Origin of the sequence: Micromonospora sp. NPDC049891 (assembly GCF_040660295.1) — a bacterium.
GTDB lineage: Bacteria > Actinomycetota > Actinomycetes > Mycobacteriales > Micromonosporaceae > Micromonospora.
Genome location: NZ_JBFAML010000009.1, coordinates 74,906 through 91,882, shown reverse-complemented (window position 1 = coordinate 91,882; position 16,977 = coordinate 74,906). Strand labels below are relative to the sequence as shown.

Genomic DNA, 16,977 nt, shown 5'->3' with positions numbered 1-16,977 from the left:
TCGTCGGGGACGGCCCGGCGGACCGCGACGAGGACGCCGGGGTGGCAGACGACGCGACGAGTACAGATACAACTGCCGCTGCCCCACGACGGCGGAACCGGCCGCGGCCAGGTCTCGGCGGCCTGGGCACCAGGGTGGAACAGATCCTCAAACTCGCCGAGGAACAGGCGAACGACCACCGCGCCGAGGCGCGGCGCGAGAGCGAGGCGATTGTGACCGCCGCCCGACGGGAGGCCGAGGCGATCCTCAACCGAGCCCACCAACAAGCGGCCAGGACCACCGGCAACCGCCGGGATCCGTCTCCGGTACCGCCCACCCGGGCCGCTTCGCCGAACGCCTGGTCCGGTGTGACGATCGACTGCCTGGACCCCGAGCGGGTGGCCCGATTCTGGAGCGCCCTGCTCGGCCGCGCGCCCGGCTCGTCGCCGGAGGGCTGGGTCTACCTGGGCGAGCGGGGTGAACCGCAGCCACGGCTGGTGTTTCAGCCAGTGTCCGAGCGTCAGACAGGCAAGGTACGCATTCACCTTGACGTCTCCGTTGACGACATCGACGAGGCCATGACGGCGGTCGTCAATCTCGGCGGCCGGTCCACCGGTGAGCGGCACGACTACGAGGAAGGTGTGGTCGTCGTCATGACCGACCCGGAGGACCACGAGTTCTGCCTGGTGCAGTACTACGGCTGACGGCGGCGCACATCGGCCCTCGCACTCACCCCCACCGAGCAGCGCGGACGACTCGATCAGCGCCAAACTGAAGCGCCCCGCACGACATGGCCCGCGGACCCCGGGGAGACCGAAATGCGGCTGCTGCACCGGGAACGCCGAGCTACGGTGCTCCGATGCAGGCGTACGCGGCCCAACGGGCAACACGGGCAGCCATGTCCAGCGCTCTGTCGCTCGGTCTGACCGCCGACGACGCCATCGTCCTGCACAACTCGAACAAGCTCACGCTGCGTCTGCAGCCTTGCAATGTGCTGGCCCAGGTGACACCGGTGGCGCACCAGTGCGCCCAGCTGGAAGTGGATATCGCCAAGCGACTGTCAGAGGTCGGGAGCCCGGTGGCCGCGCTGGAAGCCCCCGAGGTCCTCGTCCGGGACGACTACGTGGTCACCCTGTGGACCTACTACGAACCGGTGACCACTCAGGCGATCCCACCCGAGGAGTACGCCAGTGCGCTTGAACGTCTGCACGCGGGAATGCGCCGGGTCGACCTGCCCACCCCGCACTTCACGGACCGGGTTTCCGATGCTCAGGCGCTCGTGGCCGATCATGACCGGACGCCGAAGCTGGCCGACGCGGACCGGATCCTTCTCGCCGGCACGTTGGACCGCCTGCGCCGAGCGGTAGGCGACAGCGGCCGGCCCGAACAGCTCCTGCACGGCGAACCTCACCCGGGCAACCTCCTGTCGACCCCGGTCGGCCTGCTCTTCATCGATTTCGAGACGTGCTGTCGGGGGCCGATCGAGTTCGACCTGGCCCACGCACCCGACGAGGTGGGAGACCTTTACCCGGACGTCGATCACCACCTGCTCCGAGATTGCCGGACCCTCGTGCTGGCGATGATCACCACGTGGCGCTGGGATCGCGACGACCAGTTCCCCGACGGCCACCGGCTCGGCATCCAGTGGCTGAGCGAACTCCGGAAGGCGACGGCACGGTAAGTCACGAAGCACTGTCATCGGCCATCTGCGGGCATCCGGTGCGGCGCGACCGGGAGATCGGTGGCCGGGCCTCATACAATCCGATCCTCGGATTCGAAACGACGGGGGTCGATGATGCGGGTAGGGAAGACCAGATGGTCGGTGGCTGCTGCCGCGCTCGCCGCGCTGTTGCTCGGCTGCGCGGCCCCGGGCACCGGGGGCGACGACGTGCAGGCGGCACCTACCAGCACGTCGGCGTCGCCCAGCGCAGTGGCGGAGCCGGCCGCCCCGCAGGCGGACGCACCCCCCAACCACGCCGACAACAACGGCTGGAAGCGACGGCACGAACTCTCCGCCGCGGACCAGCGCACCGGGCAGAAGCTCGCCGCGCGGATCCGGCCCAAGCTTGAGGCACTACGTGCGGCCGGGGACTTCGCGCCGGCGTCCACCCAGCGAGTGCTGCTCGACCTGGGCATCACGGCAGAGGCGGTCGAGGTCACCGCCATGCGAACGCCGATCCACCAGGACACACCCCCACCGGGTGCCGTGTACGCGGTGCGCTTCGCGGACGTGGGCTGTGTGATCGGGGACGTACGGCCCGACCGAGTCATGGTCGAGGTCACCGGCTCGGCTGCCGAATTCGGGTGCCTGGAGCCCTTCTCGCACTGACTCCGTCCGGCGTCCCGGCTCAGGGTGTGAGCCTGGGACGACCGGCTGACACGGGGGAGGGGTGCGACGGCGTCCGGTCGCGCCGACGTCGCCAGGTCAGCGCGCAGGCGGTGAGGCAGACGGCGGCGGCGAGAACGAGCGGTGGCCGGGCGCCGAGCTGTACGGCGGCGGAGCCGAGCGGAGTCGTCGCCGCGATCGGCCCGAACATGACCGTGTTGGCGGTGGCGGCGATCCGGCCGAGCAGCGCGTCGGGGCTGTGGGTCTGGACGGCGGTGACGGCCGCGACGAGCGCCCACGGCAACCCCAGACCGGTCACCACCGACGCGGCGACGACCGCTGGCCACCAGGGCAGGCATCTGCCCAGGCAGCTGATGGCGAAGAGTCCGGCACCGGCCACGGCCACCGCCGTCGGGCCGAACCGGGCGATCATCCGGCCGACCACCAGTCCACCGGCGACCGAGCCGGCACCCTGGGCGCTGAGTAGTACACCCAGGAACGTCGCCGGTAGGGCGAGCGTGTCGGTGACGACGGCGTAGCCGGCGGCGGTGGTGAAACCGGACATGCCGATGGCGACCGCGGCGAGCATCACCGGCCGCCGAATCGACACCGCGCCGAACAGGACGGTCAGCCCGACCCGGACTCCCCGGTCAGGGGGCGCGACCGGCTGCGGCGTACGGGTCAGGCGCAGCGCCGCGTAGCCGGCTGCGGCGAGGGCCGGTAGGACGGCGGCGAGCAGGGCGACCAGCTGGCCACCCTGCCAGGTGTACAGGCCGGCGCCGGCCAGCGGGGCGACCAGCTTGACGCCTTCCTGGGCGCTGGAGCGCCACCCGTTCACCTGTCCGAGGTGGACACCCGACAGGGCGGCCGGCAGCAGCGCGCTCTCGCCCGCGTCGACCAGGACGTACGCGATGCCGTAGACCGTGGCCACGCAGAACAGCAGCCACACCTGGCCGGGGCCACGGACCGCCAGCAGACTGGGCAGGACCGCGGCGACGGTCAGGTTGGCCGCGATGACCAGCGGGCGGCGGGGCAACCTGTCGACGATGGCGCCGAGCCACGGGCCGGCGAGGGTGGGGGCGTATCCGCAGAGGCCGGCGAGCGCGGCCAGACCGGGGGAACCGGTGAGGTCGAGAATCCAGATCCCGGCGACCAGGGCCATGGCGCTGCCGCCGAGACCGGACAACAGGGACACCGCCACGAACAGGATCGCGTTTCGCCGCACGAGCCACCCCGGGTGTTGAGCAGTCAAGGTGGTTCACAGCCTCCGGCGTTGAGTCGCATCGAGGCAATATGCGTACGCCGTTGTCAACGCCTGGTTGACAGCGCGATCGCGAGGTTACGGGCGACGTCGCGTACCGGGACCGGCAGGCCGGGATCGGCGACCGGTAGGTCGGCGCGGATCCGCGCGGCCAGGTCGAACAGCGCGCCCGGCTCGGCCTCCAGGGCGAGGGCGATGGTACGGCGGGTCAGCGCGGCCCGGGGGAAGCGAGCGTCCCAGCGGCGGTCGGCGTCGGTCCAACGGCGCAGCTCGGTGAGCTGGGCACGCAGCGCCCCGACCTCGGCTGGCCAGCGTCTGTCGGAGTCGGACCGGCGAGCCGCACGCGCGACGGCCAGCCGCTGGCGGCGCTGTTCGGCGGCCTGCCGACTGCCCAGCCCGAGGGCTTCGGCGACCTGGTTCCAGGTCGCACCGGCCTGCCGGGCCCGGTCGATGAGATCGAGTTCGGTGTCGTCAAGCCGGTCCCGGGCGGCCGGGATGTCGGCGAGTCGATCGAGCGGTTCGAGCACCTGTCAACGCTACATTGACAGCGCTGATCCGTTGGTCAGCCCACCTGGCCGCTCACTCAGGCGGCGGCGGACTCGTGACGGGAGCGGTCCGTCGACCAGGTCGGCCGGGCCGTCGGGGCAGCCCAGGTGCCTTCCTGCTGGGCGGTGGGGGCGGACGCCCGGTCGGCCGCGCCACCCTGGGCGAGGTTCAGTGCCCGCTGGGCCTGCTGCCACGGCTCGCAGGGCCAGCCCTGGCCGGAGCAGAGCAGGTGGGTGCAGCCACCGTCCTCGCCCGGTGCGTGCGCGTCGGCGACGTCCAGGGCGAGCCGCCACAGTAGCGGGTCGGTGACCTCAGCGGGACGGTCGGCGGTATGGCTGTGCCGATCGATGGCGTTCTCAGACATGCGTGATCCCCCTCGTAGTCGAGCCTCAGGCTCTTGATCTCCAGTCTGCACGCAGGTCAAACACGAGATCGGGGACGGTCGGGCGAGGTGGGCGCGGTCACCGGGTGCGGGGCCGCCGGCGATTGACAGATCCCTATCTGCGGGCGAAGGATGTCGGCATCTCGATCACTCCAACCACCCGGATGCGCGACGCTGCGTAATCGGCGATGCGGGCAGCGTCGACCGCCGAGCGCGTCGCCGTGGCTGTCCCGGAGGCCGGGCAGCCCGGCGAACCCGCGCTGAACCCGCTGCATCCGCGCCGCGCGCCGAGAAGAGGGGCGACCGCCTCATGTCCAAGGTCCGTACGGGTTTCCGCTGGCGACCCCAGCTGCCCGCCGCCACCGTCCTGGCCGCCTTCGCGGCCGTGTTGCTGCTGGTCAATCCGGCTGCGGCGATCGTGCCGCAGGCCGCCGCGCCGACCGCCGCGCCCGCCGACCTCGGCCGGCTCGCCGACGAGCAGGCCAGCGTGGTCGAGGTGATCCTCGCCGACAGCACCGAACTGGACGCCCTGGTCGCCACCGGCGTCGACCTCGACCACCACGTCACCCACACCGACGACGGCATCGTCGTGCACGCGGTGGTGACCGGCAACGAGGTCGCCACGCTGACCCGGGCCGGTTTCACCTTCGGCAAGGTCCTGCACACGGCGGAGGACGCGGCGCAGCGGGTGGCCGAGCGGGAGGCCACCATCGCCGCCCACCTGGCCGAGAACCGGGAGTACGCCGCCGCAGCCGACTTCTCGGCCCGCTCCACCGTCTCCGACGTCACAATCATCCGGGCGGACTACTACACCTCCGGAGACACGCAGGTGCTGTCGGTGGAGGCCAAGTGGGCGTCGGGCCAGACCGACAGCAGCCCGTTGACCGTCGAGCGGGACAGCGGGCCGGGCACCGAGATCGGCTCCGGCGGCAGCCAGACGATCTCCCGTTTCGTGGACGCCGGCGTCTACCTCTACCACCGGGGCGCGGCGCAGGTGACCAGCCGTCCGGCGTACGTGCGGATCACCAGTCCGAGCGGTGACGTGGCGGTGGCCAAGGTCAACGAGTGGCTGCCCATCCCGGACCAGAGCCCCGAAGGGCCGGGCTACATGAAGGACTTTGTGGCGAGCTACCTGACCCCGACCGAGTTGTACGACCGGATCAAGGCGCTGGCCGCCCAGTACCCGAAGATCTCGGAGATCGTGGAGCTGCCGTACCGGACCAACGGCTACCGGCGCAAGGCGCAGGCCGTCCTCGGCACCGTCGACGCCAACCGGGTCGCTGTCGACTCGTTGGCCTGGGGTCACCAGGGCGGCAACGACATCTCCGTCGAACTCGCCGATCCGGGCGTCGCCGACGCCTCCCTCGCGGTGACCGTCACCGGCACCCACGTCCGCGTCGACCTCGCCACCGACGGCAGCGGCACCGTCACCAGCACCGCCGAGCAGGTCGTCGCCGCGCTCAACACGCACGCGGGGACGCTGCTCACCGCGTACACCTATCGGGGCAGCCCGGGCACCGGGGTGGTCGCGCCGGCCGCGCGGACCGCGCTCTCCGACGGCCTGGCGGCGCCGGCGTCGGTCTCCCGCGACCCGCACCCGGTGTACGCCATCCGCATCGGCAAGCACCGCGACGGCTCCAAGCTCGGGGTGCTCGCGTACGCGCAGGAACACGCCCGGGAGTGGGTGCCGCCGCTCGTCACGATCGAGACCGCCGAGCGGCTGCTGCGCAACTACGCGCACGACCGCAGGACCCGTGAACTTGTCGACAACCTCGACATCTGGATCGCTCCGTCGATCAACCCGGACGGCGGGCACTACTCGTTCTACGACTTCAACTCGCAGCGCAAGAACATGACAAACCACTGCCCGCAGGACGGGTCGGCGGACTTCCTCGGCCGCAACTCGTGGGGCGTGGACAACAACCGCAACTACACCGAGTACAGCCTGTTCGACGGCTACGCGGGCGCGTCGACAAGCTGCACCAGCGGCACGTACGCCGGCCCGAGCGAGCTGTCCGAGCCGGAGAACCGCAACGTCGACTGGCTGGCCGCCCGGCCGAACATCACCTTCTCGATGAACCTGCACTCGTCCGGCAACTACTTCATGTGGTCGCCCGGCGCGTACGCCACCCCCGGCCGGATCTCCGCACCACGACCGACGCTGGCCGAGGAGTCGCTGTTCTGGGGCGCGTCGTCGCGGATCCTGACCGCCATCAAGCGGCACCGCAACCTGGCTGTCACCCCGGCCCGGACCGGACCGATCGCCGACGTGCTGTACTCGGCGGCCGGCAACTCCGGTGACATGCTCTGGTACAAGTACGGCATCTACGCCTGGAACTTCGAGGTCGGGTCCTCGTTCCAGCCGGCCTGGGCCGAGGCGCACGCGGAGACGATGGAGTTCTCCAACGGCCTGGTGGAGATGCTGCGGGTCGCCCGGGACTTCGACACGGACAAGAAGAGGCCGACAAGTTCGCTGTCGGTGCGGGCCAGCGCCACCCCGGGCATGGTGGACGTGACCTTCTCCACGAGCGAACCGGCGGCGGTGTTCTACACCCTCGACCGGAGCCGACCCACCTACGACTCCACGCTCTACGGCTCGGCCGGCATCCGGGAGGGCGGCGAGACGCTCACCATTCCCGTCGGTACGACAGTGCACTGGTTCTCGGTGGACGCGGCCGGCAACGTGGAGAAGAACTACAAGCCCGACGGCCGGGGCAACAACCACAACAAGCAGAAGGTCAAGGCGCCGAAACGCTGACCGGGTCCGGGGGCCGCGACCGCCGTCGAGCGGTTGCGGCCCCTCCGCTCGCGTACGGGTGCCGGCCTCCGGGCCCGGCCCTCGGCAGACCTGCTCGGACGCTGTCGAGCTGAACCGTCGATGCCGTCAGCCGGCCGCCTCTCGGCCCGGCCGCCACCTTCTCCCTGTGTTGGCGGCGCGGAAGGCTTGACCTTGACAGAGTGACAAGGTCTTCACTGTGCCGAGGGAGGTGGTCCGGATGAACACGCCACAGGAGGCCACGGACGCGGTGCGGATTCTGCGTGGGCTGGAGAGCGGCAACCCGTCGGTGCGGCTGCGGGCGGCGCTGGCCGTCGGTACGACTCCGGACCCCCGGTTCGTCGACAAGCTCATCGAACGGTGCGCCGTCGAGCCCGAGTTCTCCGTGCGCGAGATGCTCACCTGGGCACTCACCCGTCATCCGGCCGCACTGACGGTCCCCGGACTCGTCGACCAGCTGCGCTCCGGGCGCGCCCAGGCACGAAGCCAGGCGCTGCACACGCTGTCCAAGTTCGGGGATCGGCGGGCGTGGCCGGCGATCACCCGGGCGCTGCTGACCGACGCCGACGACGAGGTGGCCCGCAGCGCCTGGCGGGCGGCGGTGGTACTCGTGCCCGCCGGTGACGAGCCGGCGCTGGCCGACGTGCTCGCGAGCCAGCTCGGGCGCGGTGGGCGGGAGACGCAGTTGAGCCTCAGTCGGGCGTTCGTCGCGCTCGGCGAGGTGAGCACGCCGATCCTGCGGGCCGCGGTACGGGATCCCGACCCTGGCGTGCGTCAGCACGCGATCGCGACGCAACGTCTGCTGCGTGATCCGGACACCGGATTCGAGTTCGCGATCGAGGAGGCGAAGCGCGTGGTGGCGCTCGGCGAGACGGAGCGAAAGCGGTGAGCGGCCGTGTTGATCGGTGACGTGGCACGGCAGTCGGGGGTCAGTGCCCGGATGCTCAGGCACTACGAGTCGCTCGGCCTGGTGGAGCCGACGCAGCGTACCGGCGCCGGCTACCGGGAGTACTCCAGCGACGACATCCGGCGGATCTTCCACATCGAGAGCCTGCGGTCGTTGGGGTTGTCGCTGCGGGAGGTCCGCCGGGCGCTCGACGATCCCGGCTTCACCCCCGCACAGCTCGTGGCTGACCTGGTTCGCCAGACCCGGGAGCGGATCGCGGCGGAGACCGAACTGCTCACCCGGCTGCGTCGGATCGGTGCCGCGCAGCCCGCCGACTGGACGGACGTCCTCCAGATCGTGGCCCTGCTCCAGGCCCTCGGATCGGAGCACGCCGGGCGGCGCCAGCGCGCCGCCCTCTCCTCGACCGGAGAGGTTCCGGTGCCGGTGGAAGCACTTGTCGAGGCGGCGTTGAGCGAGTCGGATCCGAATGTCGCCGGCGCGCTTCGCTGGGCGCTGGCGCAAGCGGCCGACGGCGCGCCGGCGCTGCTGGCGGCGGGCCTCGACTCGCCCGTGGCCGAGGTACGCAAACGCGCCGTCCAGGCCATCGCCGAGATCCCGAACGGCGACGCGACCGCGCTGTTGCGCGATGCTCTCGCCCACCCCGACTTCGTCGTCCGCAGGTACGCGGCGCTCGCGCTCGGGGCGCGTGGCGTGGCCGAGGCGATTCCGACGCTCATCGAGATGGTCGTCGTGGAGACGAACGAGGCCGATGCGGCCGATGTCCTGGCCCTGCTGGCTGGTGAGCCCGCGGTGGCGGATCAGATCGCCGCCCGGCTCGTCGAGCGGCTCACCGACGGCAGCGTCGGGCCGCCTGAACGCCGCCGGCTGACGCAGGCACTAGCGGAGATCCCGGGGCGTACGGCCGCGGCCGCGCTCGCCGAGCTGTCCCAGGACGAGGACCGCGCGGTCGCGCTCACCGCGACCTACATCCGCACGCTGCGCGACGGGCGATAGCGGAGCCGGCCCGATCCGTCTGTGCAGTCAGCTCGACAGCGCCGCCACCACTCACCTGTCGACCGGCTGGCGGAGCATCAGCGCGTCTGGAGTGTCGCGTCCTGGAGCGCGTTGGGTACGGCGTCGAGCAGTGCCCAGTCCCGGCTGATGTCGGCGGCGGTGCAGAGCAGGCGCGGCAGGTGCTCCTCGGTGAGGGTGCGTACCGACGTCTCGGCCGCGTGCACTGTGACGTTGATGGCGGCCACCACCCGACCCTGACCGTCGCGGACGCCGGTGGCGACCGACCGGATGCCCGGCGCGAGATCCTCGTCCGCGAGGGCCCAGCCCCGGGCCCGCACCTCGCGCAGCGACGCGTCGAGAGCGGCCCGGTCGGGCTGCCAGCGTGAGATGATGCCGGACCGGCCGGGCATGCTGAGCACCCGGTCGAGTTCCTCGTCGGTCAGGGCGGCGAGCAGCACCTTGCCCATCGAGGTGGCGGGGGCGGGGAAGCGGGTGCCGATGGTCACCGCCAACGTGATGATCTTCGGCACGGCGACCCTTGTCACGTAGACGATGTCGCTCCCGTCGAGCTGCGCCATCGACGTCGACTCGTTGGTCTGGGCGACGAGGCGTTGCATGTGTGGGCGGGCGACCTCCCACACGCCAAGCGCGTTGATGTACGTCATGCCGAGTTCGAGCACCCGAGGGGTGAGGGCGAAGCCGCGTTCGGCGGAGCGTACGTAACCGAGGTCCTCCAGGGTGAGCAGGATCCGGCGGACGGTCGGCCGGGCCAGCCCGGTCGAACCGGCGATCTCGCTGAGCGTCATCACCTGTCGACCGGGCTGGAAGCAGCGCAGGACGTCGAGGCCACGAGCAAGGGCTTCGATGAAGTCGGGTCGGGCGTCGCGTGCCATCACTGCCTGCCTTCCGAGGGTCACGTGCCGGTCAATGCTTCCACTGCGCCGAGCCGGCGTCCCACTCGGTGTAGGTGTACGGGTTCTCCTGGATCTTCGTCTCCGGGATGTCGGGGTTCATGCCCTTGGCCCACGCCTCGGCACCCATCTCGCCGACCAGGTGGTCGATGGTCTGCTCGACGTGCCGGCGGGCCTTGGCCAGGTCCACCCCGAGCAGCTGGTGGTCCTGCTTGACCAACCGGCCGTTGACCACGACCGTGTGCACGTCGCCGCGCTGGGCCTGGAACGCGACGTGGCCGTACGGGTTGAGGATCGGGAACATCACCGGCGAGCTGTCGTTCTTGATCAGTACGAGGTCGGCCTTCCTGCCCGTCGCCACGCTGCCCACCGAGTCGTCCAGGCCGAGGGCGCGGCTACCGCCCCGGGTGGCCCAGTCGACCACCTGCTCGGCGCGCAGCCGGCAGTGGGTGACCGTGTCGGCTCGGGCATGGGCCTCCAGGTGCTCGCGCGAGCGGTCGGCGCCGAGCGTGGTCCGCATCGCGGAGAACAGGTCACCGCTCCACCAGACGCTGGTGTCCATCGACAACGACACCGGGATGTCGTGGTGGCACAGCGCCCAGGTGGGCGGGTAGCCCTGGCCCGCGCTCTGCTCGCTCTCCGTCGACACCGACACCGAGCCGCCGGTCGCGGCGATGCGGTGGTACGAGTCGTTGGTGAGCGTGGCGGCGTGTACGTACACCGTGGACGGGGTCATGAAGCCGTTCTCGTGCATCAGCCGGATGCCGTCGTCGTTTGTCGCGCCCCACACCCCGGCGTGCGTGGTGACCGGCAGGTCCAGTTCCCGGGCCACCTCGAACGCGGCCCGCTCGGGGAAGGCCGGGTCGCCTGTGACGTCGAAGGCCAGTTGCAGGCCGAGCATGTCGTCGCGGCTGTGGAAGCGACGCTCGACGAAGTCGCGGAACTGCGGGCTTGTCGACCATTCCCACGGTCCCTGCTGGATGTTGCCGTACGCGAGGACGAATCGGCCGGGCACCTCCCGCAGGGCGTCGACGGCGGCGTCGGCATGGTCGGTGCTCTGCAGGCCGTGCGACCAGTCGACGGTGGTGGTGACACCGGCGTCGATGGCCTCGATGGCGGCGAGCAGGTTGCCGGCGTAGATGTCCTCGGGGCGGAACAGCTTGCCGGACTCCAGGTAGTACCAGACGAAGTACTGGGTCAGTGTCCAGTCGGCACCGTAGCCGCGCATCGCGGTCTGCCACATGTGCCGGTGGGTGTCGATCATTCCGGGCATGAGGATGCCACCGGACGCGTCGATCTCGATGGCGCCGTCGGGGGCGGCCAGCCCGACGCCGATGTCGGCGATCCGTTCGCCGACGACCAGGACGTCGGTGCCGGGCAGGATGCGATGCGTGTCGTCCATGGTCAGGACAAGGCCATTGCGGAACAGCAGGGGACGGTCGGGACTCGGGCCTGATACGGGTGCGCTCATGGCGGTCAACTCCCAGCGGTGGTCGGTCCGGCCGATCTCGCGGACACCTGTCCGTACTGCGGGCGGACCTGCGATGGGCGCAAGTGTGAGCGTCGGTTCCGGCAGGTGTCAACGGTTGACATGGCGCGCATCCGCTCGAATACTCGGCAGTCACGGACAGATGTCCGCCTAGCGGTCGGGAGTGGGATGACGATGGCAACCGAGCACGGCCACGAACCGGAACCGACGGCGGGCGGTGGTCCGCTGCGGGGCCTGCTGGTCGCCGATTTCTCCCGGATCCTGGCCGGGCCCTACGCCACCATGCTGCTCGCCGACATGGGCGCCGAGGTGGTCAAGGTGGAAAGCCCCGGCGGCGACGACACCCGCACCTGGATGCCGCCGGTCCGCGACGGCGTCTCCACCTACTACCTCGGGATCAACCGCAACAAGCGCTCCATCGCCTTGGACCTGCGCGACCCCGACGACCTGGCGGTGGCCCGTGCCCTCGCCGGCCGGGCCGACGTGCTGATCGAGAACTTCAAGCCGGGCGGGCTGCGCCGCTTCGGGCTCGACTACGACACGGTGGCCGCCGCCAACCCCCGGGTCGTCTACGCCTCGATCAGCGGCTTCGGCACCGGCCCCGGTGCCGCCCTGCCCGGCTACGACCTGATGGTGCAGGCGATCTCCGGCCTGATGAGCCTCACCGGCGACCCGGACGGCTCGCCGTACCGGGCCGGCATCTCCGTGTTCGACGTGATGACCGGCATGCACGCCACCATCGGCATCCTCGCCGCCCTGCACCACCGGGGCGTGGACGGGCCCGGCCAGCACGTCGAGGTCAACCTGCTCTCGTCGGCGCTGTCCGGCCTGGTCAACCACTCCAGCGCCTACGTCGCCGGGGACACCGTGCCCTACCGGATGGGCAACGCCCACCCGAGCCTGTTCCCGTACGAGCCGCTGCCCACCGCCGACGGTGACCTCGTCGTCATCGCCGGCAACGACGGTCAGTTCGCCAAGCTCTGCGAGGTGCTCGGCGTACCGGAGCTGGTGGCCGACCCGCGCTTCGGGCGTAACCAGGACCGCACCGCCAACCGCGAGGAGCTGCGGCCACTGCTGCTGGAGCGGCTGCGTACCCGGGGCAAGGACGAGTGGTTCCGCGACCTGATCGCCGCAGGTGTGCCGTGCGCGCCGATCAACACCATCGACGGCGGGGTGGCACTCGCCGACGAACTCGACCTCGACCCCGTCGTCGAGGTCGGCGCGGGCGACCGGGCGGTGCCAAGCGTCCGGCACCCGATCACCTTCTCCGCCACCCCGGCCCGCTACGACCTGCCACCGCCCGGTCTCGACGAGCACGGCACCGAGATCCGTAGGTGGCTCATCGAGAGGCAGGACCCACAGTGACCAGCTTCCCGACGTCCATCGGCACCTCCGACGCCAGCAGCATCCGGCTGCTCGGCCAGGATCTCGCCGCCGACCTGATGGGCCACGTCGGCTTCGGTGAACTCGCCTTCTGGCTCGTCGCGCAGCGTCGCCCCACCCCGTCCGAGGTGCGCGTCTTCGAGGCGGTGCTCGTCGCGCTCGCCGACCACGGGTTCACGCCGACGGCCATCGCCGCCCGACTGACCTACCTCAGCGCCCCCGAGTCACTTCAGGGAGCCCTCGCCGCCGGACTGCTCGGCGGCGGCTCCCGCTTCCTCGGCGTCACCGAGGACTGCGGCCGGTTCCTCGCCGACACGCTCGCCGCCGTCGACGGCCCCCTGCCCGTCGACGACGCCGGCTTCGACGACGTGGCCCGCGACGCAGTCACCGCCGCCCGGTCCGCCCGGCGGCTGGTCCCGGGACTGGGTCACCCCGTGCACAAGACCGAGGATCCGCGTACGCCGGTGCTGATCCGCATCGCCGAGGAGGAGAAGCTGCGCGGGCCGCACCTGCGGCTGTTCGAGGCGATCGGTCGGGTCCACCCGCAGGTGCTGGGCCGGACCCTGCCGCTCAACGGTGCCGGGGTCTGTGGGGCGGCCCTGGCCGACCTGGGCCTGCCGGTCGACCTGCTGCGCGGCTTCGCGCTGCTGGCCCGCGCCGCCGGCCTGCTCGGGCACCTCGCCGAGGAACGCCGCACCCCGATCGGCATGGACGTCTACCTGACCGTCGACCGCAACGCCACCTACACCACGCCCGACCCGTCCTGAGAGGAGCCGTCCATGGCCACACTGGCCGCGGTCATCGCCTCGACCCACCACCCCTTCTACTACCGGGCCAGCACCGCCCAGGGTGAGGACCGGCCACCCTTCGCCGACGAATGGGTACGCAAGATCACCGCATTCCGGGAGACGCTCACCCGGGCCCGACCGGACGTGCTGGTGATGGTCGGCTCCGACCACTTCCACCAGCTGTGGCTGGACAACATGCCGCAGTTCCTCGTCGGCAAGGCGCCGTTCTACGACGCCAACTGGTACAACGAGGAACGCGAGTTCGGCCTGCCCCGGATGGTGCTGCGCGGCCAGGAGGACCTGTCGGCGTACCTGCTGCGTGAGGGCCTCGACGCCGGCTTCGACCTGGCGTACAGCAACGAGCTGCGCATCGACCACAGCATCACCTGCCCGATCATCACCCTGCGGCCCGAGGCCGACCTGCCGATCGTGCCGGTCTACACGAACATCTTCGCCCCACCGCTGCCGCAGCCGAAACGTTTCGTGCAGCTGGGCCGGACCATCCGCGAGCTTGTCGAGTCCTGGCCCGGCGACCAGCGGGTCGCCGTCGTCGGCACCGGACACCTGTCGCTGGAACTGGGCGGGCCACGGCAGTTCGGCGCGCACGGCCCCGACCCGGAGTTCGACCGCCGGGCGGTGGAGTGGATCGCCAGCGGCGACCTGGAGGGCTGCCTGTCCGAGGTGACCCTGGACAGCCTGCACGCCCCCGGCAACGCCACCCACGGTTTCATGGACTTCATGCTGATGATGGGCGTCGCCGGGGAGGGCGCGAAGGCCGACTACGTCGACACACTCGACCTGTTCCACACCATGGAGGCGTACTTCACCTGGTACCCGGGCGGCGCACCGACCGAGGCCGAGCAGGCCGGCGCCCAGCAGGGGAGGGCGGCGGCATGAGCAGGTACCTGCTGAACAAGTTCCTCTACACCGTCGACCGCGACCCCGACCTGGTCGAGCGCTACCGGGACGACCCGCGCGGCACGGTCACCTGGTGGGAGGCCGAACGCGCCAACCAGATCCTCAACTGTCACGTCCCCGAGGCGAGCACCTGGCTGCGGTTCGACGAGATCGAGCGGGAGGCGCTGGCCACCCACGACTACGTCAAGCTGTTCGAGCTGGGTGCCCACCCGTTCCTGACCCTCACCCTGTTCATCGCCATGTTCGAACGCGACCACCCCGAACCGCTGGGGTTCCAGAAGGAGTACGCCCGCCGGCTGGCGCACTTCTCGCTGCCGTACCCGGACATCGCCACCTGATGGACGCCGCCGTCATCACCGCCTGCGGCCGCCCGCCCGCCGTCGAACGTCGCGAACCACCACGACCCGGCGACGGGCAGGTGCGGGTCCGAGTGGCCGCCGCCCCGATCACCCCGCTGGATGTCCTCTGCGCCACCGGCACCTCGTACTTCGGCACACCGGCAACCCCGTACGTGCCAGGCGTTCAGGGTGTCGGCCACCTCGACGACGGCACCGCCGTGTGGTTCGCCACGACGGCCGGGATGCGTCCCGGGGACGGGAGCATGGCCGAACACTGCGTCGTGCCGTACGCCGACGTGGTCGCCCTGCCCGACGGCGTCGACACCATCCTGGCGGCCCTCGGACTCTCCGCGGTGGCCGCCCTGATGGCGCTTACCTGGCGTGGTGAGCTGCGCCCGGGGGAGCAGGTGGTGATCCTCGGCGCTGGCGGCGTCGTCGGTCAGGCCGCCGTGCAACTGGCCCGGCTGCACGGTGCCCGGCGGGTCGTCGCGGCCGCCCGGTCGGCCGCCGCCCGGGACCGGGCCCGGCTGCTGGGGGCCGACGCCGTGGTGACCCTCGCCGACAGCGACGACGTGGACACCCTCGCCGGCCGGCTGGTCGACGCCTGCGACGGGCCGGGCGACCTCGTGCTCGACCCCCTGTTCGGGGTACCGGCCGCCGCGGCGCTGCGCACCCTCGCCCCGCACGGCCGGCTGGTCAACCTCGGCAGCTCGGCCGGCGAACAGGCGCCGTTCGACTCCGCGACGCTGCGCAGCCGCTCACTGCGCATCCTCGGGTACACGAACAACGAACTGGACCCGGTCCAGCGGGCGCGGGCGATCCGGGAGATCGCCGATCACGTCGCCGCCGGCCGACTCGCCGCGGCCCACGAGACCGTGCCACTGGCCGACGTCGCCGACGCGTGGACCCGGCAGGCCGACGGTCGGGCATCCAGCCGGATCGTGCTGACCATGCCGAGACGCTGAGCCGCCACCAGCCCGGTCGGCTCACTACCGCCTGGTCGGCCGGCGGCCGCCTCGGCCGGGTAGCGGGACCCCGGCCCCATCGAGGACCGCCGACCGCCATGATGAGACGGTGAAGATCCTGTCCATCCAGTCCTCGGTCGCCTACGGCCACGTCGGCAACTCGGCGGCGGTGTTCCCGTTGCAGCGGCTCGGCCACGAGGTCTGGCCGGTGCTGACCGTGCACTTCTCCAACCACACCGGCTACGGCGCATGGCGCGGCCCGCTGCTCGCCCCCGCCGACGTCGCCGAGGTGATCGCCGGCATCGCCGACCGTGGCGTGCTCGGCGACGCCGACGCGGTGCTCTCCGGCTACCAGGGGGATCCGGCGATGGGCGCGGTGATCCTCGACGCGGTGACCCTGGTGAAGACCGCCAACCCGGACGCCCTCTACTGCTGCGACCCGGTGATGGGCGACGTCGGCCGGGGCATGTTCGTCCGGCCCGGCATCCCGGAGTACCTACGCGACGTCGTGGTGCCCCGCGCGGACATCGTCACCCCCAACCAGTTCGAGCTGGAGTTCCTCGCCGGCCGCTCGACGAACACGGTCGACGACCTGCTGACCGCCGTCGACGCGGTACGCGCCACCGGGCCCCGCCACGTCCTGGTGACAAGCGTGCTGCACGGCGACCTGCCGGCGGACACCCTGGAGGTGGTGGCGGTCTCGGACGCCGGCGCCTGGGCGGTGACCACCCCGCTGCTGCCGATCACCCCCAACGGCGGCGGCGACGTCACCGCCGCCCTGTACCTGGCGCACCTGTCCACGACGGGTTCGCCGGCCACCGCGCTGGAACGCACCACCGCCTCGATCTTCGCGGTGCTGGAGGCCACCCTGGCCGCCGGCACCCGCGAACTCCAACTGGTCACCGCCCAGGATGCCATCGCTGACCCGCCGCCGCGCTTTCCCGCGCGCCGCCTGCGTTAGAACCGGCCAGAACGAAGGACATTCACCTGCGACCGTGCGATTCGGACGGCCGGG

17 protein-coding genes and 1 pseudogene are annotated in these 16,977 nt (G+C 71.4%); 13 read left to right on the top strand and 5 right to left on the bottom strand.

What is annotated here, in order from left to right; translation table 11 throughout:
- Positions 1–104: 104 nt before the first annotated feature.
- From AB0I71_RS14160 to AB0I71_RS14145, 4 genes and pseudogenes are all read left to right on the top strand, one after another.
- Positions 105–272, top strand: a pseudogene (locus AB0I71_RS14160) (cell division protein DivIVA); the annotation flags it as partial.
- 75 nt (positions 273–347) lie between these two features.
- The gene (locus AB0I71_RS14155) at positions 348–683 is read left to right on the top strand and encodes a VOC family protein (RefSeq protein ID WP_357584710.1); all 336 of its coding nucleotides are present in this window, start codon (positions 348–350) and stop codon (positions 681–683) included.
- 155 nt (positions 684–838) lie between these two features.
- Positions 839–1,660, top strand: a complete 822-nt coding sequence (locus tag AB0I71_RS14150) for an aminoglycoside phosphotransferase family protein (protein ID WP_357584457.1) — start codon at positions 839–841, stop codon at positions 1,658–1,660.
- A gap of 111 nt (positions 1,661–1,771) precedes the next feature.
- Complete coding sequence (locus tag AB0I71_RS14145; RefSeq protein ID WP_357584455.1) at positions 1,772–2,308, top strand: hypothetical protein; 537 nt, start codon at positions 1,772–1,774, stop codon at positions 2,306–2,308.
- Positions 2,309–2,327: 19 nt separating this feature from the next.
- On the opposite strand, the gene AB0I71_RS14140 is transcribed toward AB0I71_RS14145, so the two are convergent.
- The 3 genes from AB0I71_RS14140 to AB0I71_RS14130 all read right to left on the bottom strand — a co-directional run bounded on the left by AB0I71_RS14140 (position 2,328) and on the right by AB0I71_RS14130 (position 4,476).
- Positions 2,328–3,530, bottom strand: coding sequence for an MFS transporter (locus AB0I71_RS14140; protein WP_357584453.1), 1,203 nt, complete (start codon positions 3,528–3,530; stop codon positions 2,328–2,330).
- Positions 3,531–3,613: 83 nt separating this feature from the next.
- Positions 3,614–4,093, bottom strand: a complete 480-nt coding sequence (locus AB0I71_RS14135) for a hypothetical protein (RefSeq protein ID WP_357584451.1) — start codon at positions 4,091–4,093, stop codon at positions 3,614–3,616.
- A 56-nt stretch (positions 4,094–4,149) separates the two neighbouring features.
- Positions 4,150–4,476 (bottom strand): hypothetical protein, encoded by a 327-nt coding sequence (locus AB0I71_RS14130; RefSeq protein WP_357584449.1) that lies wholly within the window; start codon positions 4,474–4,476, stop codon positions 4,150–4,152.
- A 328-nt stretch (positions 4,477–4,804) separates the two neighbouring features.
- Between AB0I71_RS14130 and AB0I71_RS14125 the strand changes: the two genes are divergently transcribed.
- The 3 genes from AB0I71_RS14125 to AB0I71_RS14115 all read left to right on the top strand — a co-directional run bounded on the left by AB0I71_RS14125 (position 4,805) and on the right by AB0I71_RS14115 (position 9,170).
- Positions 4,805–7,252 (top strand): M14 family metallopeptidase, encoded by a 2,448-nt coding sequence (locus AB0I71_RS14125; protein ID WP_357584447.1) that lies wholly within the window; start codon positions 4,805–4,807, stop codon positions 7,250–7,252.
- Between the two features lie 238 nt (positions 7,253–7,490).
- Positions 7,491–8,159 carry a HEAT repeat domain-containing protein gene (locus AB0I71_RS14120; protein WP_357584445.1) on the top strand — a complete coding sequence of 223 codons (669 nt, stop codon included), beginning with the start codon at positions 7,491–7,493 and terminating at the stop codon, positions 8,157–8,159.
- Between the two features lie 6 nt (positions 8,160–8,165).
- On the top strand, positions 8,166–9,170 hold the full coding sequence (locus tag AB0I71_RS14115) for a MerR family transcriptional regulator (RefSeq protein ID WP_357584443.1): 1,005 nt from the start codon (positions 8,166–8,168) through the stop codon (positions 9,168–9,170).
- Between the two features lie 77 nt (positions 9,171–9,247).
- Here AB0I71_RS14115 and AB0I71_RS14110 read toward each other — a convergent pair whose 3' ends face one another.
- Together AB0I71_RS14110 and AB0I71_RS14105 are read right to left on the bottom strand one after the other, a co-directional pair.
- Complete coding sequence (locus AB0I71_RS14110; RefSeq protein ID WP_357584441.1) at positions 9,248–10,063, bottom strand: IclR family transcriptional regulator C-terminal domain-containing protein; 816 nt, start codon at positions 10,061–10,063, stop codon at positions 9,248–9,250.
- A 31-nt stretch (positions 10,064–10,094) separates the two neighbouring features.
- Positions 10,095–11,552, bottom strand: a complete 1,458-nt coding sequence (locus tag AB0I71_RS14105; protein ID WP_357584438.1) for an amidohydrolase family protein — start codon at positions 11,550–11,552, stop codon at positions 10,095–10,097.
- 186 nt (positions 11,553–11,738) lie between these two features.
- On the opposite strand from AB0I71_RS14105, the gene AB0I71_RS14100 reads away from it, so the two are divergent.
- From AB0I71_RS14100 to pdxY, 6 genes are all read left to right on the top strand, one after another.
- Complete coding sequence (locus tag AB0I71_RS14100) at positions 11,739–12,935, top strand: CoA transferase (protein ID WP_357584436.1); 1,197 nt, start codon at positions 11,739–11,741, stop codon at positions 12,933–12,935.
- A complete protein-coding gene (locus AB0I71_RS14095) occupies positions 12,932–13,720 on the top strand; it encodes a citryl-CoA lyase (RefSeq protein WP_357584434.1) in 789 nt (262 codons plus the stop codon). The genes AB0I71_RS14100 and AB0I71_RS14095 overlap by 4 nt, the downstream gene beginning before the upstream one ends.
- 12 nt (positions 13,721–13,732) lie before the next feature.
- A complete protein-coding gene (locus AB0I71_RS14090; protein WP_357584432.1) occupies positions 13,733–14,638 on the top strand; it encodes an extradiol ring-cleavage dioxygenase in 906 nt (301 codons plus the stop codon).
- Positions 14,635–14,997 (top strand): hypothetical protein, encoded by a 363-nt coding sequence (locus AB0I71_RS14085; protein WP_357584430.1) that lies wholly within the window; start codon positions 14,635–14,637, stop codon positions 14,995–14,997. The genes AB0I71_RS14090 and AB0I71_RS14085 overlap by 4 nt, the downstream gene beginning before the upstream one ends.
- Positions 14,997–15,962 carry a zinc-binding dehydrogenase gene (locus AB0I71_RS14080; protein ID WP_357584428.1) on the top strand — a complete coding sequence of 322 codons (966 nt, stop codon included), beginning with the start codon at positions 14,997–14,999 and terminating at the stop codon, positions 15,960–15,962. Before AB0I71_RS14085 ends, AB0I71_RS14080 begins: the two co-directional genes overlap by 1 nt.
- A gap of 109 nt (positions 15,963–16,071) precedes the next feature.
- Complete coding sequence (gene pdxY / locus AB0I71_RS14075) at positions 16,072–16,923, top strand: pyridoxal kinase PdxY (protein WP_357584426.1); 852 nt, start codon at positions 16,072–16,074, stop codon at positions 16,921–16,923.
- Positions 16,924–16,977: the final 54 nt, after the last annotated feature.

What these genes read in the sequence shown, in the direction of transcription:
- AB0I71_RS14105 (WP_357584438.1), bottom strand. Translation starts at nt 11,552, where the DNA reads ATGAGCGCACCCGTATCAGGCCCGAGTCCCGACCGTCCCCTGCTGTTC.
- AB0I71_RS14100 (WP_357584436.1), top strand. Translation starts at nt 11,739, where the DNA reads ATGACGATGGCAACCGAGCACGGCCACGAACCGGAACCGACGGCGGGC.
- AB0I71_RS14080 (WP_357584428.1), top strand. Translation starts at nt 14,997, where the DNA reads ATGGACGCCGCCGTCATCACCGCCTGCGGCCGCCCGCCCGCCGTCGAA.
- AB0I71_RS14110 (WP_357584441.1), bottom strand. Translation starts at nt 10,063, where the DNA reads ATGGCACGCGACGCCCGACCCGACTTCATCGAAGCCCTTGCTCGTGGC.
- AB0I71_RS14120 (WP_357584445.1), top strand. Translation starts at nt 7,491, where the DNA reads ATGAACACGCCACAGGAGGCCACGGACGCGGTGCGGATTCTGCGTGGG.
- AB0I71_RS14150 (WP_357584457.1), top strand. Translation starts at nt 839, where the DNA reads ATGCAGGCGTACGCGGCCCAACGGGCAACACGGGCAGCCATGTCCAGC.
- AB0I71_RS14125 (WP_357584447.1), top strand. Translation starts at nt 4,805, where the DNA reads ATGTCCAAGGTCCGTACGGGTTTCCGCTGGCGACCCCAGCTGCCCGCC.
- AB0I71_RS14085 (WP_357584430.1), top strand. Translation starts at nt 14,635, where the DNA reads ATGAGCAGGTACCTGCTGAACAAGTTCCTCTACACCGTCGACCGCGAC.
- AB0I71_RS14090 (WP_357584432.1), top strand. Translation starts at nt 13,733, where the DNA reads ATGGCCACACTGGCCGCGGTCATCGCCTCGACCCACCACCCCTTCTAC.
- AB0I71_RS14130 (WP_357584449.1), bottom strand. Translation starts at nt 4,476, where the DNA reads ATGTCTGAGAACGCCATCGATCGGCACAGCCATACCGCCGACCGTCCC.
- AB0I71_RS14145 (WP_357584455.1), top strand. Translation starts at nt 1,772, where the DNA reads ATGATGCGGGTAGGGAAGACCAGATGGTCGGTGGCTGCTGCCGCGCTC.